At 46.0% G+C, this 16,145-nt stretch carries 12 protein-coding genes; 9 read left to right on the top strand and 3 right to left on the bottom strand.

The window, feature by feature from the left end:
• Positions 1-8 precede the first annotated feature (8 nt).
• The 8 genes from atpH to AYY17_RS05835 all read left to right on the top strand — a co-directional run bounded on the left by atpH (position 9) and on the right by AYY17_RS05835 (position 9,905).
• Positions 9-542, top strand: coding sequence for a F0F1 ATP synthase subunit delta (atpH, locus tag AYY17_RS05800; protein ID WP_067399290.1), 534 nt, complete (start codon positions 9-11; stop codon positions 540-542).
• A 14-nt stretch (positions 543-556) separates the two neighbouring features.
• On the top strand, positions 557-2,098 hold the full coding sequence (gene atpA / locus AYY17_RS05805; RefSeq protein ID WP_067422143.1) for a F0F1 ATP synthase subunit alpha: 1,542 nt from the start codon (positions 557-559) through the stop codon (positions 2,096-2,098).
• Positions 2,099-2,151: 53 nt separating this feature from the next.
• Complete coding sequence (atpG, locus tag AYY17_RS05810; protein WP_067422145.1) at positions 2,152-3,015, top strand: F0F1 ATP synthase subunit gamma; 864 nt, start codon at positions 2,152-2,154, stop codon at positions 3,013-3,015.
• Between the two features lie 34 nt (positions 3,016-3,049).
• Positions 3,050-4,432 (top strand): F0F1 ATP synthase subunit beta, encoded by a 1,383-nt coding sequence (gene atpD, locus AYY17_RS05815; RefSeq protein WP_067399299.1) that lies wholly within the window; start codon positions 3,050-3,052, stop codon positions 4,430-4,432.
• Between the two features lie 21 nt (positions 4,433-4,453).
• Positions 4,454-4,879, top strand: coding sequence for a F0F1 ATP synthase subunit epsilon (locus tag AYY17_RS05820; protein WP_004236731.1), 426 nt, complete (start codon positions 4,454-4,456; stop codon positions 4,877-4,879).
• Between the two features lie 131 nt (positions 4,880-5,010).
• Positions 5,011-6,384, top strand: a complete 1,374-nt coding sequence (gene glmU / locus AYY17_RS05825) for a bifunctional UDP-N-acetylglucosamine diphosphorylase/glucosamine-1-phosphate N-acetyltransferase GlmU (RefSeq protein ID WP_067422147.1) — start codon at positions 5,011-5,013, stop codon at positions 6,382-6,384.
• A 234-nt stretch (positions 6,385-6,618) separates the two neighbouring features.
• Complete coding sequence (gene glmS / locus AYY17_RS05830; protein ID WP_067422149.1) at positions 6,619-8,448, top strand: glutamine--fructose-6-phosphate transaminase (isomerizing); 1,830 nt, start codon at positions 6,619-6,621, stop codon at positions 8,446-8,448.
• A gap of 299 nt (positions 8,449-8,747) precedes the next feature.
• A complete protein-coding gene (locus AYY17_RS05835) occupies positions 8,748-9,905 on the top strand; it encodes a methyl-accepting chemotaxis protein (RefSeq protein WP_067422151.1) in 1,158 nt (385 codons plus the stop codon).
• Between the two features lie 105 nt (positions 9,906-10,010).
• Here AYY17_RS05835 and AYY17_RS05840 read toward each other — a convergent pair whose 3' ends face one another.
• The 3 genes from AYY17_RS05840 to nagK all read right to left on the bottom strand — a co-directional run bounded on the left by AYY17_RS05840 (position 10,011) and on the right by nagK (position 14,596).
• Positions 10,011-11,552 (bottom strand): methyl-accepting chemotaxis protein, encoded by a 1,542-nt coding sequence (locus AYY17_RS05840; protein WP_067422153.1) that lies wholly within the window; start codon positions 11,550-11,552, stop codon positions 10,011-10,013.
• 385 nt (positions 11,553-11,937) lie between these two features.
• On the bottom strand, positions 11,938-12,984 hold the full coding sequence (locus AYY17_RS05845) for a DUF2169 family type VI secretion system accessory protein (protein WP_067422155.1): 1,047 nt from the start codon (positions 12,982-12,984) through the stop codon (positions 11,938-11,940).
• A 700-nt stretch (positions 12,985-13,684) separates the two neighbouring features.
• Positions 13,685-14,596 carry an N-acetylglucosamine kinase gene (gene nagK, locus AYY17_RS05850; protein ID WP_067422273.1) on the bottom strand — a complete coding sequence of 304 codons (912 nt, stop codon included), beginning with the start codon at positions 14,594-14,596 and terminating at the stop codon, positions 13,685-13,687.
• Between the two features lie 204 nt (positions 14,597-14,800).
• Here nagK and asd point away from each other — a divergent pair, with 204 nt between their 5' ends.
• Positions 14,801-15,910: an aspartate-semialdehyde dehydrogenase gene (gene asd / locus AYY17_RS05855; RefSeq protein WP_067422157.1), complete on the top strand. Its 1,110-nt coding sequence runs from the start codon at positions 14,801-14,803 to the stop codon at positions 15,908-15,910.
• Positions 15,911-16,145 lie beyond the last annotated feature (235 nt).

Below are 16,145 nucleotides of genomic sequence, written 5' to 3' on the forward strand. Positions count from 1 at the left end.
GATGGGGCATGTCTGAAATCGTTACTGTAGCTCGCCCCTACGCCAAAGCAGCTTTTGACTTTGCTGTGGAAAACCGGGCCGTTGAAAAATGGCAGGATATGCTTTCGTTCACCGCTGAAGTGACACGCAATGAGCAGATCGAAGATCTGATTTCCGGTTCGTTTGCTCCGGAAACCTTAGCTCAGGCGTTCATTACTGTATGCGGTGATCAAATCGATGAGCATGTTCAGAACCTGGTTCGTATCATGGCTGAGAACGGGCGCTTAGTGACCCTGCCGGAAGTTTGCCGTCAGTTCGCATCACTGCGGGCTGCGCTGGAGTCAACTGTTGAAGTTGAAGTCACTTCAGCCGCTGAGCTCAATGAACAGCAGCTGGCGAAAATTTCTGCAGCGATGGAAAAACGTCTGTCACGCAAAGTTAAGCTGAATTGCAAAATTGATAAGTCTGTTATCGCGGGGTTTGTATTGCGAGCAGGTGACCTTGTCATCGACAACAGCATTCGCAATCGACTCGAGCGTTTAACCGACGTCTTGCAGTCTTAAGGGGACTGGAGCATATGCAACTGAATTCCACCGAAATCAGCGAACTGATCAAGCAGCGCATTGCTCAGTTCAATGTTGTGAGCGAGGCTCACAACGAAGGTACGATTGTTTCCGTCAATGACGGTATCATTCGTGTCCACGGTTTAGCCGAGGTTATGCAGGGTGAGATGATCTCTCTGCCGGGTAACCGTTATGCAATTGCACTGAACTTAGAGCGCGACTCTGTTGGTGCGGTTGTTATGGGTCCGTATGCCGACTTAGCAGAAGGCATGAAAGTTAAGTGTACCGGTCGTATCCTGGAAGTTCCGGTTGGCCGTGGTCTGTTAGGCCGCGTGGTCAACACTCTGGGTGAGCCTATTGATGGTAAAGGTCAGCTTGACCACGATGGCTTCTCACCTGTTGAAGTTATCGCACCGGGTGTTATCGAGCGTCAGTCTGTAGACCAGCCTGTACAAACCGGTTACAAATCTGTCGATGCGATGATTCCTATCGGTCGTGGTCAGCGTGAGTTGATCATCGGTGACCGTCAGACGGGTAAAACTGCTCTGGCAATCGATGCAATCATCAATCAGCGTGATTCTGCAATCAAATGTATTTACGTTGCGATTGGTCAGAAAGCATCCACTATTGCAAACGTTGTCCGCAAATTAGAAGAACACAATGCCCTGGCTAACACGATTGTTGTCGTGGCGAGTGCGTCTGAATCTGCGGCACTGCAATATCTGGCACCGTATTCTGGTTGCGCGATGGGTGAATACTTCCGTGACCGCGGTGAAGATGCGTTAATCATTTATGATGACTTATCTAAACAGGCTGTTGCTTACCGTCAGATTTCCCTGCTGCTGCGCCGTCCGCCAGGACGTGAAGCATACCCGGGTGACGTTTTCTACCTGCACTCCCGTCTTCTGGAGCGTGCTGCGCGTGTAAACGCAGAATATGTGGAAGCGTACACGAAAGGTGAAGTGAAAGGCCGGACTGGGTCACTGACCGCACTGCCTATCATTGAAACTCAGGGCGGGGATGTTTCCGCGTTCGTTCCGACGAACGTAATCTCCATCACTGATGGTCAGATCTTCCTGGAATCGAGCCTGTTCAACGCCGGTATCCGTCCTGCGGTTAACCCGGGGATCTCTGTATCCCGTGTGGGTGGTGCTGCACAGACTAAGATCATGAAAAAACTGTCCGGGGGTATCCGTACCGCACTGGCACAGTATCGTGAACTGGCGGCGTTCTCACAGTTCGCATCTGACCTTGATGATGCAACCCGTAAACAACTTGACCACGGTCAGAAAGTTACCGAGTTGCTCAAGCAGAAACAGTATGCACCAATGTCAGTGGCACAACAGTCTCTGTCACTGTATGCAGCTGAGCGTGGTTACCTGGAAGATATCGAATTATCTAAAGTCGTGCCGTTTGAAGCAGCACTGATTGGCTATGCCATGCGTGAACATGCTGATCTTCTTAAAGAAATCGACCAGACGGGTAGCTATAACGATGATATCGAAGCGAAGTTGAAAAACGTCCTCGATACCTTCAAGGCAACTCAGTCCTGGTAATACTAAACGGCCTGTGTGAACAGCGCAGGCCGTCTGGTTCATGAGGAGAGCAAATGGCCGGCGCAAAAGAGATACGTTCGAAGATCGCTAGCGTACAAAATACGCAGAAGATCACAAAAGCGATGGAGATGGTCGCGGCGTCCAAAATGCGTAAAACGCAGGACCGGATGGCGGCCAGCCGTCCTTATGCAGAGACCATCCGCAGTGTGATTGGTCACATTGCATTAGGTAATCTGGAATACAAACATCCATACCTCGAAGAGCGTGAGGTTAAACGTGTCGGGTACCTGGTTGTTTCTACCGACCGTGGTTTGTGTGGTGGCCTGAACATTAACCTGTTCAAGAAGCTGATTGTTGAGATGAAAGATTGGGCTGATAAAGGTGTTCAGACTGATCTGGCTCTTATCGGGTCCAAAGCAGCGTCATTCTTTTCCGCAGTGGGCGGGAATGTGGTTGCTCAGGTTAACGGCATGGGTGATGAACCTTCGCTGTCTGACCTTATCGGCTCAGTAAAAATCATGCTTCAGGCTTACGACGAAGGTCGTCTGGACAAGCTGTATATTGTAACTAACCGGTTCATTAATACGATGTCCCAGGCTCCGATTATTGTTCAGGTATTGCCATTGCCGCCAAGCGATGATGAAACCATGAAGAAAAAGAGCTGGGATTATATTTACGAACCCGATCCTAAAGCGTTACTGGATTCCTTATTACGGCGCTACATCGAAGCGCTGGTATACCAGGGCGTGGTGGAAAACCTGGCCAGTGAGCAGGCCGCACGTATGGTTGCAATGAAAGCTGCAACTGATAACGGCGGTAACATGATCAAAGAGCTGAATTTAGTTTACAACAAAGCGCGTCAGGCAAGCATCACACAGGAGCTCACCGAGATTGTTTCCGGTGCTGCCGCGGTTTAACAGCTAGGTTTACGAATTACGCAGAGGATTCAAGATGGCTACTGGAAAAATCATCCAGGTTATCGGCGCCGTTGTGGACGCCGAATTTCCTCAGGATGCGGTACCGAAAGTGTACGACGCGCTTGAGGTTATGAATGGTAAAGAAAGGCTGGTGCTGGAAGTTCAGCAGCAGTTAGGCGGCGGTGTTGTCCGTTGTATCGCAATGGGTACATCTGACGGCCTGAGCCGTAACCTGGTCGTAACTGATTTAGGTCACCCGATTGAAGTACCTGTTGGTGTGAAAACCTTAGGACGTATCATGAACGTTCTGGGTGATCCTATCGATATGAAAGGTGAAATCGGCGCAGAAGAAAACTGGTCTATTCACCGTGCGGCACCTACTTATGAAGAACTGTCTAACTCCCAGGAGTTGTTAGAGACAGGGATCAAAGTAATGGATCTGATTTGCCCGTTTGCAAAAGGCGGTAAAGTCGGTCTGTTCGGTGGTGCGGGTGTGGGTAAAACCGTAAACATGATGGAGCTTATCCGTAATATCGCGATTGAGCACTCCGGTTACTCTGTATTTGCAGGGGTCGGTGAGCGTACTCGTGAAGGTAACGACTTCTATCATGAAATGACAGATTCAAACGTTCTGGACAAAGTATCACTTGTGTACGGCCAGATGAACGAGCCACCGGGAAACCGTCTGCGCGTAGCACTGACCGGTCTGACCATGGCGGAAAAATTCCGTGATGAAGGTCGTGACGTACTGCTGTTCGTTGATAACATCTACCGTTATACACTGGCCGGTACTGAAGTATCTGCACTGTTAGGCCGTATGCCTTCAGCGGTAGGTTACCAGCCGACACTGGCGGAAGAAATGGGTGTTCTTCAGGAACGTATCACGTCAACCAAAACAGGCTCTATCACGTCTGTTCAGGCCGTTTACGTCCCTGCGGATGACTTAACTGACCCATCTCCTGCAACTACGTTCGCCCACTTGGATGCGACCGTTGTTCTGAGCCGTCAGATTGCGTCACTGGGTATCTACCCTGCGGTAGATCCTCTGGATTCCACCAGCCGTCAGCTTGACCCGCTTGTTGTTGGTCAGGAGCACTATGATGTGGCTCGTGGTGTGCAGTCAATTCTCCAGCGTTATCAGGAACTGAAAGATATCATCGCAATCCTCGGGATGGATGAGCTGTCAGAAGAAGATAAACTGGTTGTTGCCCGCGCCCGTAAAATCCAGCGCTTCCTTTCTCAGCCGTTCTTCGTGGCAGAAGTCTTCACTGGTTCACCAGGTAAGTTCGTTTCCCTTAAAGACACCATCCGTGGCTTTAAAGGTATTCTGGAAGGTGATTACGATCATCTGCCGGAACAAGCGTTCTACATGGTGGGTACCATCGAAGAAGCCGTGGAAAAAGCGAAGAAGATTTAATCCGGTTGACAGGAGGCTGATATGTCTGCAATGACGTTTCACCTGACGGTAGTAAGTGCCGAAAAACAACTGTTTAAGGGCTTAGTCCAGAAGATTCAGGTGACGGGCAGTGAAGGTGAGCTGGGTATTTACCCGATGCATACCCCGCTGCTGACTGCCATAAAACCGGGCATGGTACGGATTGTTAAGCAATTTGGCGAAGAAGAACTGATTTATCTCTCCGGCGGTATGCTGGAAGTTCAGCCAAATGGCGTTATCGTACTTGCGGACACGGCTATCCGTGCAAACGATCTGGATGCAGCGCTGGCGATGGAATCAAAACGTCGCGCAGAAGAAAACATCCGGAAAGCACATGGTGACGTGGATTATGCTCAGGCATCAGCCGAACTGGCCAAAGCAATTGCAAAATTACGTGTAATTGACGAATTAGCCAAGAAGATGATGTAACGGCAGTAAGTAAAAAGATGAAAGCCAGTCAGCACTATGCTGACTGGCTTTTTTGCGTTGCGAAATATGTGGTATTTTCTTGTGTAAACAGGTTTACTTGGCACTCTAAAAGAGGAGCGATCAGATTTCTTATGTCAACGAATGCTAAAAGTGTAGTGATTCTCGCGGCGGGTAAAGGCACCCGTATGTATTCCAATCTGCCGAAGGTGTTACATCACCTGGCGGGCAAACCAATGGTTCAGCATGTTATTGATACAGCGCTGTCATTGGGCGCGCAGAATGTGCATCTGGTTTACGGACACGGCGGAGATTTGCTGCAAAATACGCTGTCAGATCAGAATCTGAACTGGGTTTTACAGGCAGAACAGCTGGGAACCGGACATGCGATGCAGCAGGCTGCACCTCACTTTACGGATGATGAAAATATTCTGATGCTGTACGGCGATGTCCCGCTTATTGCCAAAGAGACGCTGGCACGCCTGATGGCGGTAAAACCAGAGGGCGGTATCGGTTTGCTGACTGTGATTCTGGATAACCCGTCAGGTTACGGCCGTATCATTCGTGAAAATGGTCAGGTCACCGGGATTATCGAACAAAAAGATGCCACCGATGATCAGCTGAAAATCAATGAAATCAACACCGGCATTTTGGTTGCTAATGGTGGTGATCTCAAACGCTGGCTGGCAAAACTGAATAATAATAATGCGCAGGGTGAATTTTATATCACGGATATTATCGCGATTGCGCATCAGGAGGGTCGTCGTATTGAGACGGCACATCCGGAAAAACTGAGTGAAATGGAAGGCGTGAATAACCGCCTTCAGCTTGCCGCACTTGAGCGCATTTATCAGCGTGAACAGGCGGATCGCCTGTTACTCGAAGGTGTGATGATCCTGGATCCTGCCCGTTTTGATCTGCGCGGTACACTGACTCACGGCAAAGATATCACGATTGATGTGAATGTGATTATCGAGGGCAATGTTACCCTGGGTGATAATGTGGTGATCGGTGCCGGTTGTGTGCTGAAAGATTGTGTTATCGGAGATGGCTCGGTAATCAGCCCTTATTCAGTCATTGAATCCTCTGAAATGGCACGCGATTGCTCTGTCGGCCCGTTTGCGCGTTTGCGTCCGGGCTCTGTGCTGGCTGATAAAGCTCATGTCGGTAACTTTGTTGAGATGAAGAAAGCGATACTGGGTGAAGGCTCCAAAGCCGGACATCTCAGTTATTTAGGCGATGCTGAGATTGGCAATAATGTGAATATCGGCGCGGGAACCATCACCTGTAATTATGATGGTGCGAATAAATTCAAAACGGTTATTGGTGACGATGTGTTTGTCGGCTCTGATACCCAGCTGGTGGCACCGGTTACAATCGGAAAGGGTGCAACTGTCGGCGCAGGCACAACGGTAACCAAAAATGTGGGTGACAATGAACTGGTGATAAGCCGGGTCAGACAAACACAGATTGCCGCCTGGAAGCGTCCGGAAAAGATTAAGAAGTAAGAAATATTAAGAAGTAATATACCCAACGTCATTCAAGATGCAGGCAGGCGGCAAGGGAAGATAGACGGGGAGCATACATCAGTATGTGACCCGGCTGGCTGACCGCGGCCAACGAACCTGCGGTTTGAATGAATAAGGGGATAATAATAATAACCCCGCATCTACATAGCCCGGGGACACGGCAAAGCCGTAAAACAATCAGGCCGGACATCGTCAAATCAGGAATGTACAACTATGTGTGGAATTGTTGGTGCAGTAGCACAACGTGATATCGCAGAAATTCTGTTAGAAGGGCTTCGTCGTCTGGAATACCGTGGTTATGACTCTGCGGGAATGGCAATCGTGGACAGCGACGGAAAACTGACACGGTTACGTGAAGTCGGCAAAGTCAGAATGCTGGCGGAAGAAGCAGAAAAAGCCGCTGTCACAGGCGGAACCGGTATTGCGCACACACGCTGGGCAACACATGGCGAACCTCTGGAGCGCAATGCACACCCGCATGTTTCCGGAAATATTGCTGTTGTTCATAACGGTATTATTGAAAACTTCAGTGAATTACGTGAAATACTGAAAGGCCGCGGCTATCAGTTCACATCTGATACTGATACTGAAGTGATTGCTCACCTGGTCAACTGGGAGCATTCACAAGGCGGTACACTGCGTGAAGCAGTACAGCGCGCCATCCCGCAACTGCGCGGTGCGTACGGTACGGTCATCATGGACTCACGCACACCTGAGCTGCTGGTTGCAGCCCGTTCAGGCAGCCCGCTGGTGGTTGGTCTGGGGGTGGGTGAAAACTTCCTGGCATCTGATCAACTGGCACTTTTGCCGGTAACCCGCCGCTTTATCTACCTTGAAGAAGGGGATATTGTCGAAATCACCCGCCGTGATGTGTCTATTTTTGACAAAAACGGTGATGCAACTGAACGCGATGTTATTGAGTCCAATGTTCAGTACGATGCCGGTGATAAAGGTATTTACCGCCATTACATGCAAAAAGAGATTTATGAGCAGCCGCTGGCCATCAAAAACACGATGGAAGGACGTCTGCACAACGATACTATTGAGTTCAGTGAACTGGGTGCAAAAGCCCGTGAAACACTGTCGGGTATCGAACATATCCAGATTATTGCCTGTGGTACATCCTTCAATGCAGGTATGGTATCCCGTTACTGGTTTGAAGCGCTGGCCGGCATTCCGTGTGATGTGGAAATCGCGTCTGAATTTCGCTACCGCAAACCGGCTTGTCGTAAGAACAGCCTGCTGATCACCATTTCACAGTCCGGTGAAACAGCTGATACTCTGGCTGCTCTGCGTCTGGGTAAAGAACTGGGCTATCTGACATCGCTGGCTATCTGTAATGTCGCCGGCTCATCTCTGGTACGTGAGTCAGACTTTGCGGTGATGACTAAAGCCGGGACTGAAATTGGTGTGGCATCAACAAAAGCATTCACAACACAACTTACCGTGTTACTGATGCTGGTGGCGTATCTGGGTCGTCTGAAAGGAAAAGGTAAAGCGCTGGAGCACAATATTGTTACAGCTCTGCACGCATTACCGAGCCGCATTGAAAGCATGCTGTCTCAGGATAAAGTGATTGAGCAGTTGGCAGAAGATTTCTCCGATAAAAGCCATGCATTGTTCCTTGGTCGCGGGGATCAGTTCCCGATCGCGGTTGAAGGCGCACTGAAGCTGAAAGAGATCTCTTATATCCACGCAGAAGCCTATGCAGCCGGAGAATTAAAACACGGTCCGCTGGCGCTGATTGATGCGGATATGCCGGTCATCATTATCGCACCGAATAACGAACTGCTGGAAAAACTGAAATCCAATATTGAAGAAGTGCGCGCCCGTGGTGGTTTACTGTATGTCTTCGCAGATAAAGACGCGGGTTTCAGCAACAGTGAGAATATGAAAATTATTCCTCTGCCGTATGTGGAAGAGCTGATCGCACCTATTTTCTATACTATTCCGTTACAGCTGCTCTCCTACCACGTCGCCTTAATCAAAGGTACGGATGTGGATCAGCCACGTAATCTGGCGAAATCAGTCACAGTAGAATAAATAACAATACGGTTTAGTTTTAACTGACTAAATCAATCCATCAATAGCCCGGTCGTGCTGTCTGTCAGACATGCATTCCGGGCTATTTTTTTGTGAATTTTTCTAATTGTTAAGAAAATCGACATAATTAGTTGGTTTATTATTATATTTATAGGCCAGATGTGATTAAGTTCACTTATTCGTGAGCAATAAAAATTGAAATACCATGGGTAATAATCAATTATATAGAAAGCAAAAGAAAGGGTAAGTGGCTATTTAGATACTTAAAATATCGAAAAACCTAAATGATGGAGTGAGTTATGCTAAAAAACACCAGTATAAGAACCGTCATCGTTATATTTCTCATCTGTAATTTCACTACAATTAATATTATATTTTTGTTACCTCTCTCATTCCTGATTAAGTTATTTTTACTTAACATTGTCAGTATTTTTACGTTTATCTCATCATGGATTTACATCACTAAATATTTAGTTAAGCCAATCAATGCTGTAAAAAACAGTATTGATGAGGTTAATGCCGGTAACTTGTCGGTGCGTATCCCCGTGTTTGGTAATAACTGTGCCGGTCGCCTGATCCCGGGTGTAAACCAACTGGCGGAAAGTATCTCCGTGCTGGTGACAGAGATCCGCGCCTCTTCTGATTCCGCATCGGTATTATCAGAGCAGCTGGCCATGCGTAGCTTTGAGTTATCCGCCAAGACAGAGCAACAATCTGCGATGTTGATTGAAACGTCTGCCAATATGGAAGAAATTGCAGCAGGAACAAAGAATAATGCAGAGAATACGGTACTTGTCAGCAAGCACGCTCAGGAAGCAACTCTGTTTGCCGGGCGTGGTGGTGATTTGATGGTAAATGTTGCCACAAATATGCAATCGATCAATAAATGCACAGGTAAGATGACGGAAATTATCACACTGATCGATTCAATCGCTTTCCAGACAAATATTCTGGCATTGAATGCTGCGGTTGAAGCCGCCCGTGCCGGTGAACACGGAAGAGGATTTACGGTTGTTGCCGGTGAAGTCAGGAACCTGGCTCACCGCAGTTCTGAATCAGCAAAAAATATTAAAGCACTGATTGATGTCACTACCGGGAATGTAAAACAGGGTACGGATATTGTTGCGCAAGCCGAAGAAAATATGAATAAGATTGTTCAGGGCGCTGAGTTAGTTAATGGATTAATGGCGCAAATTTCAGTCTCCACACAGCAGCAGCAGCAGGGAATTGAACAAATTGCCACAGCACTTTCAGAGCTGGAGCAGGCAACACAAGGCAGTGTGATGATTGCAGATGAACTGGCCGGCTCTTCTGATGAGCTGAAAATGCAGGTTGCTGAGCTACAATCACGGACCCGTGATTTCCACCTGTCAGCATCCGGTAAGAAACCAGTACCACCAAACCCGCCGGCCAAAGCCGGTAAACCCTTACAGGTATCGCATTTCACCGGATATTGATTATACCCTTGCAGGTTCGTTGGCTGTATCCTGAATGACGTTGGGTACAGGCTTTTATCTGACAGATACTTATCAGGTATCTGTCAGTGGTCTTATTAAACCGGCTCAGGCCTGGTTGCCGAATACCGTAATCGCCTGTTGCAGGCGGGAAGAGCGCCGTGTTAATTCAGAGGTGGCATTAGTGACATTATCCACCATCTCCGTATTGTTGCCGGTCATTGTGCCGATGCGGGCAACAGAGTCGTTAATTAATTCCAGTGCCAGAGTCTGTTCTTTGGTGGCAATGCCAATCTCATTGATCATTGATGACATCTTAATTACATCCGTAACCATTTTACTCAGATGTGCTTCTGTCTGTTCTACCATAGTGACGCCGGTGTTTACATTCGTCACATTTTTCTCGATCAGCATTTTAATCTCTTTTGCGGCAGAGGCTGAATGCAGTGCAAGATTACGGACTTCTGCGGCAACAACAGAAAACCCGCGTCCGGCATCACCGGCACGGGCTGCTTCTACAGAGGCATTCAGTGCCAGAATGTTGGTTTGGAAGGCGATGCGGTCAATTACACCAATAATATCGACAATCTGACTATTATCCGCAGAAATGGTATGCATCATATCAATCGTTTTCTGCATGGTATCATTGCTTTGTATTGCGCTGTTGCTTGCCTTATCCGCAATATCCATGGTCAGATACACACTCTCTGCTGTCTGTTGTACCGCGCTGCTTATTTCCTCAATGGCGACCGCCGTTTGCTGGAGATCCGCAGATGCCTCTCCGGAGCGTGTATGCAGTGCTGTTGTTTCCTGCGATACCCGCAGATTAATCGCCCTGATCCCGGCAATTTGTGTGCTGACATCATCAATCAGTGAACTGAGGTTCAGCCCTGACTGATTCACCAGCCGCATCAGCAGGCCTATTTCATCTACTCTGTCAGGATGTTGCGGAACTAATTTTCTTCCCGAAACAACTTTTTTCATTTGAGATAATAATAACTTAACCGGATCTGTAATTTGTGATTTAAGGTAAATTGACAGCAGGATAAATAAGAAAAGAGTACCACCAGCCTGAATGAATGGATTAAACGGAGAAAATATCAGGGCTAAAATAAGCAGCATAATAGTTGCTAAAGAATAATTAATACGTTGATTGACAGGGAGCCATTTAAATACAGACAGTAATGCCATTTTCCCCCGTCGAATAACTATCCCTTTAAAAAGACTAAATCCTTTTAATTTATTGTTCGTTATTTTTTTATAAAGAGATTCACTTTTCTCAACTTCATCTTGAGAGGGCACAGTACGAACAGAAATATAGCCTGTTAGTTTTTCGTTATGCCACACGGGGGTAACATTTGCCCTGACCCAGTAATGATCACCATTCCGGCAGCGGTTTTTTATTATTCCGGTCCAGCTGTCACCCTGCTGTAACGTATACCACATGTCAGCGAACGCAGCGGATGGCATATCGGGATGGCGGATAATATTATGTGGCTGGCCTGTTAACTGTATTTCATTAAAACCACTGGCCGTTATAAAAGCAGAATTCGCATATGTTATATGGCTTTGTGTATCGGTTGTCGACATTAATATTGCATTGTCGTTAAGTGTATATTCACACTGTGTGACGGGAGTGTTGTTTTTCATGATAACCCGGTGATTATGTAAAATAATTAGCAGATTGCCTCCCGTACAGCAGAGTAACTGTATGGGACGGTCATTTTATTTTTCAGTAATATATTCTTTATCGTTGGTAAGAGATATGACTTTTTCTTTTTTAATAAATATTTTTTTGTTTGTTTAAAATAACATTAAGATATATTTGTGTTTGAACCCTGTAATTTTAAATTACATATAAATTGATTTATATACATGTTTTATTTTATATTTTGGTATTTTAAGAATGTACGATTTTCATAATTGATAATATGAGTTTTAAGGATAATTTATCGCTACTTAACCGTAATTTTTGGTGCAGACAATCAGGGGCGACTTAAATGAAAATTGTTAAGCCGGACCGGCAGACAGCGAACTACCTGCCGGAATTTTCGGGGATATGACGCAATGTCATTTCTGAAATATTCAGTGATCCCGGCAGTGCTATCCGGTAAGTACAGAAAACTTTCCGCAGATTCATATCTACAACCACGGTATCGAGTTGTAAATTTTTCGGGATAGAAAACCCGAGTCCGGATCCGATAAACACAAACATATTTTCAACCGGCACATAAAATGAAACGTGCTGGCGCTCAATTTCTGTGGCAGAGAGCAGACCAAACAGTTTCAACGGCAGTTTATTACCGGTTTTGAGATGCGGAATTTGTAATGTCGGGTGCGCGCCGCACCAGTAGTGAAAATTCTCCGGCATCTGAGGCTGGCGTGATGACATTTCTTCCTGATGATATGCCCCGGCATATTCCGTCCGCCCCAGCCAGTTACGCCCGAAAAAACCCAGACCATCAGGGCGGATTATCTGACTGATATGCTCAACAGGGGTGTTAGGTGATTCTATTTGGTTGGCTGGTAGGTGTAATTCATTACACTGTGCCAAAAACGATTCCGGATACCATCCCATACCTATCGGATTTGCCGGTGAGGAAATAATGTCATTATTGACGGTATAAGAGCCGCCGAAAGCATACTCATAACGGATATCAAGATAGCTGATTGGTTCTGATTCCGTTAATAACCATTCGTTGTCCTCTTTTATCCAACTCCTGGGACCAAAAATCCGCAGAGCCTTCAGGAATTTGCCAATCTGAATACCCACATCAAAAACAGGCACAGGATTATTTTCCGGAACAAATGCAGTTGCATTAATCACAATATCTGTTTTTGGCTTATAAGGTGCTAAATCACTTTCATATTCAATACTGGTATCTATTGTTTCATTGTAACTGACATCAGTATAATTCAGGGGGTGCTGCTCAGGGGAGATGATAAGCTGACTCTGTCCGTCACGATTATTTATTCGGATATCATACGTAACACGCGATGCAACAACATGAAATTTATCATCATGCAGATCAGCACCTTCATAATTTATTGCCGGAAAAATAGTGTGATTAATAAAATTCATTATGTTTTGCCTTTATGATATATCAATATCACAAAAATACGCAATTTCCCTTAGGTCTGTTTAATCCAAAGCTGATATGCGGGCGTCAGCGTTATGATATCGTATTAATATAGCATTGTTTGTTAATTACATTATGGGGCTATTACTGAGTTTTCCGGTAAGCGCATGCATATCCTATGTATAAATAACAGTGTTCTCATATTATTCACTATCTTTCAGGTACACTGAATTTATCTTTTTTTTCAAAAAAAATAAGATAAGAGTTAGCTGATATTTTTTTTACAACCAAACATACTTTAATTATATTTATCATTCTTGTGATGTATAAACTATGTCCGTCTACATTATGATAATAATTAATATGTATGTTCAGTGTTTTAATTGATAACACATCACAAAATATAATGCGTTTATCTGCAAAAATATAAACATAATATGTTCATTAACATTACTGATAACCATATTGTAGCAAAAGTTTGAAGGTAATATTAACTATTATAGTGGAATAAATAAAGGTAAGAGTGACAACGTTATATTTCCCGGCTTTTACAATAAAAAATAATTAGTAATGTTACTGTTTTTTGATATATCCGGAATTTTCAGGATACAGGCGGCGCTCTTCGTACAGCCGGCAAATTTGTCGTTTAAATGAACAAGGGGGATATAACGCCCGGCTGACCGGGCATTATCGTATTGACTGTCAGTCAGTTAAATTCAGGCATGCTGCACCCCGTGCCCCGCCTGAATCACCGTAACGGGCTTTATGAATGGCGGGCAGAGATGCAACACCATAAAGGTGCGGCGGCAGATATTCCGGTAACAGACGGTAAATTTCTTCAAACTGAGATAATCCGCCACCGATAACCAGTAAATCCGGATCAAATATACTCAGAACATTACCGAGGTAGTGGGCCAGCAGTGACATATAGCGTTCAACGTGCTGTTTTTCCTTAATATCACCATTGTAATAACGGGTGATAATATCAACGGCACTGCGCTTTTCACCATAGAATGCAGTGAAAATACGTTCAAAACCGGGGCCGGACAGATAAGTTTCAAAACAACCGGTTTTTCCGCAACCACAGAGTGTGGCGGGCACTTTATGTTCCAGTAATTTATCGCCTTCCAGCGTCATATTGATATGACCTATCTCCCCGGCAATCCCGTTTTTTCCCGGCAGAATTTTTCCGTCAATAACAAAGCCACCGCCGACACCCGTTCCCAGAATTAAACCGAGCACAGTCGGATATTGGCGGAACTCCGGATCCCAGGCCTCAGAAAGTGCAAAGCAATTTGCATCGTTATCTATTTTTACCGGACGTTTCAGCAGGGTTTCCAGGTCATGGCGAAGTGGCTGATATTTTGCCGCAGGAACATTGGTGGTAAATACCGTGCCTTTCTCATGATTGACTATCCCGGGCACACCAATACCAATTTTTCCTGTGCATTTCAGTTCATTATCAGCCTGTTCTGTCAGCAGCCGGAATGCATCAAGGAGTGCTGCATAGCTCTCTTTCGGGGTCGGAACCCGTTTTTGCCAGACCAGTTCGAGTGCATCATTAAAGACCGCCAGCTCAATTTTTGTACCACCCATATCAAAACCGTAATACATCATTATTTTGCCCTGTTCCGGAGATTGTTATGCTTATGCCCTGCATAAATCAGGCGTTGCCGGATGAAAACCCGCAGCCTCTGTTATTAGTGTGGCTTCTTACCCGTGCGGAGTCATCAATAAATTCACTTGCACCGTTACTCAGATTTTGTCACGTTAACACTATTGCAAATACAGTTCAGATAATAAAAAGGAAACATCACGATGAAAAATGTGGGATTTATCGGCTGGCGCGGGATGGTGGGGTCAGTGCTGATGCAGCGCATGACAGAAGAGCGGGATTTTGACGGCATTCGTCCGGTATTTTTCTCCACATCACAGACCGGCGAAGAAGCGCCACAGTTCGGCGGGCATCGCAGCACGCTTCAGGATGCGTTTGATATTGATGCACTGAGTGCCCTTGATATCATTATCAGTTGTCAGGGGGGGGATTATACCAATGAGGTTTATCCTAAGCTGCGGCAGAGCGGTTGGAGCGGATACTGGATTGATGCGGCCTCGGCACTGCGGATGAATGATGATGCTATTATCATTTTAGATCCGGTTAACGGAAAACATATTGAGGCAGGGCTGAACAACGGGATCAAAACCTTTGTCGGTGGTAACTGTACTGTGAGCCTGATGCTGATGTCGCTGGGCGGCCTGTTTACCAATGATCTGGTTGAATGGGCATCTGTTGCGACTTACCAGGCCGCATCCGGTGCCGGTGCACGGCACATGCGTGAGTTGCTGGTTCAGATGGGTGCGCTGAATGCACATGTGGTAAAAGAATTACAAAATCCGGCGTCTGCAATCCTGGATATTGAGCAGAAAGTGACAGAATTTACCCGCAACGGATCATTACCGACAGAGCAGTTTGGCGCGCCGTTGGCGGGCAGTTTGATTCCGTGGATTGATAAGAAGCTGGATAACGGGCAGAGCCGCGAAGAGTGGAAAGGGCAGGCGGAAACCAATAAAATTTTGGTTCGCGGTCAGGATATTATTCCTGTCGATGGTCTGTGTGTGCGGATTGGCGCGCTGCGCTGTCACAGTCAGGCATTCACTCTTAAACTGAAAAAAGACCTGCCGGTAGCGGAAATAGAAGCCCTGTTATCCGCTCATAATGAATGGGTACATGTCGTGCCGAATGATCGTGAGATAACCATGCGTGAGCTGACGCCGGCGGCGGTGACCGGAACATTAAAAACACCTGTCGGGCGTATTCGTAAACTGAATATGGGACCGGATTACATTTCAGCGTTCACTGTCGGTGATCAGCTGTTATGGGGTGCCGCTGAGCCATTACGCAGAATGCTGAATATTTTAATAAAATAACGATAAAAAAGTATAATTGGCAAGAAATGCCAACTTATTGGCCGTGAAAGGTTGGTTTGTTGGCTTTTTTGTTTGTTGTGCATTTTTTTAACGGTGTTTTCTGCTTTTTCCTGTTTAATATCCCTTATCGTAATAATAGAACATTATAAATGTTGTTTTTTTTAACCAGACATAATGTTCAGATTTCTGTTTTTATATTTTTCAGAGAAGTGATGTAACTGCATATCATTTCTGA

Source organism: Morganella psychrotolerans, from assembly GCF_001676055.1.
Taxonomy (GTDB): Bacteria; Pseudomonadota; Gammaproteobacteria; order Enterobacterales; family Enterobacteriaceae; genus Morganella; species Morganella psychrotolerans_B.

Excerpts from the sequence above, each read along its gene's own strand:
- atpH (WP_067399290.1), top strand. The coding sequence starts at position 9 with ATGTCTGAAATCGTTACTGTAGCTCGCCCCTACGCCAAAGCAGCTTTT.
- atpA (WP_067422143.1), top strand. The coding sequence starts at position 557 with ATGCAACTGAATTCCACCGAAATCAGCGAACTGATCAAGCAGCGCATT.
- atpG (WP_067422145.1), top strand. The coding sequence starts at position 2,152 with ATGGCCGGCGCAAAAGAGATACGTTCGAAGATCGCTAGCGTACAAAAT.
- atpD (WP_067399299.1), top strand. The coding sequence starts at position 3,050 with ATGGCTACTGGAAAAATCATCCAGGTTATCGGCGCCGTTGTGGACGCC.
- AYY17_RS05820 (WP_004236731.1), top strand. The coding sequence starts at position 4,454 with ATGTCTGCAATGACGTTTCACCTGACGGTAGTAAGTGCCGAAAAACAA.
- glmU (WP_067422147.1), top strand. The coding sequence starts at position 5,011 with ATGTCAACGAATGCTAAAAGTGTAGTGATTCTCGCGGCGGGTAAAGGC.
- glmS (WP_067422149.1), top strand. The coding sequence starts at position 6,619 with ATGTGTGGAATTGTTGGTGCAGTAGCACAACGTGATATCGCAGAAATT.
- AYY17_RS05835 (WP_067422151.1), top strand. The coding sequence starts at position 8,748 with ATGCTAAAAAACACCAGTATAAGAACCGTCATCGTTATATTTCTCATC.
- AYY17_RS05840 (WP_067422153.1), bottom strand. The coding sequence starts at position 11,552 with ATGAAAAACAACACTCCCGTCACACAGTGTGAATATACACTTAACGAC.
- AYY17_RS05845 (WP_067422155.1), bottom strand. The coding sequence starts at position 12,984 with ATGAATTTTATTAATCACACTATTTTTCCGGCAATAAATTATGAAGGT.
- nagK (WP_067422273.1), bottom strand. The coding sequence starts at position 14,596 with ATGTATTACGGTTTTGATATGGGTGGTACAAAAATTGAGCTGGCGGTC.
- asd (WP_067422157.1), top strand. The coding sequence starts at position 14,801 with ATGAAAAATGTGGGATTTATCGGCTGGCGCGGGATGGTGGGGTCAGTG.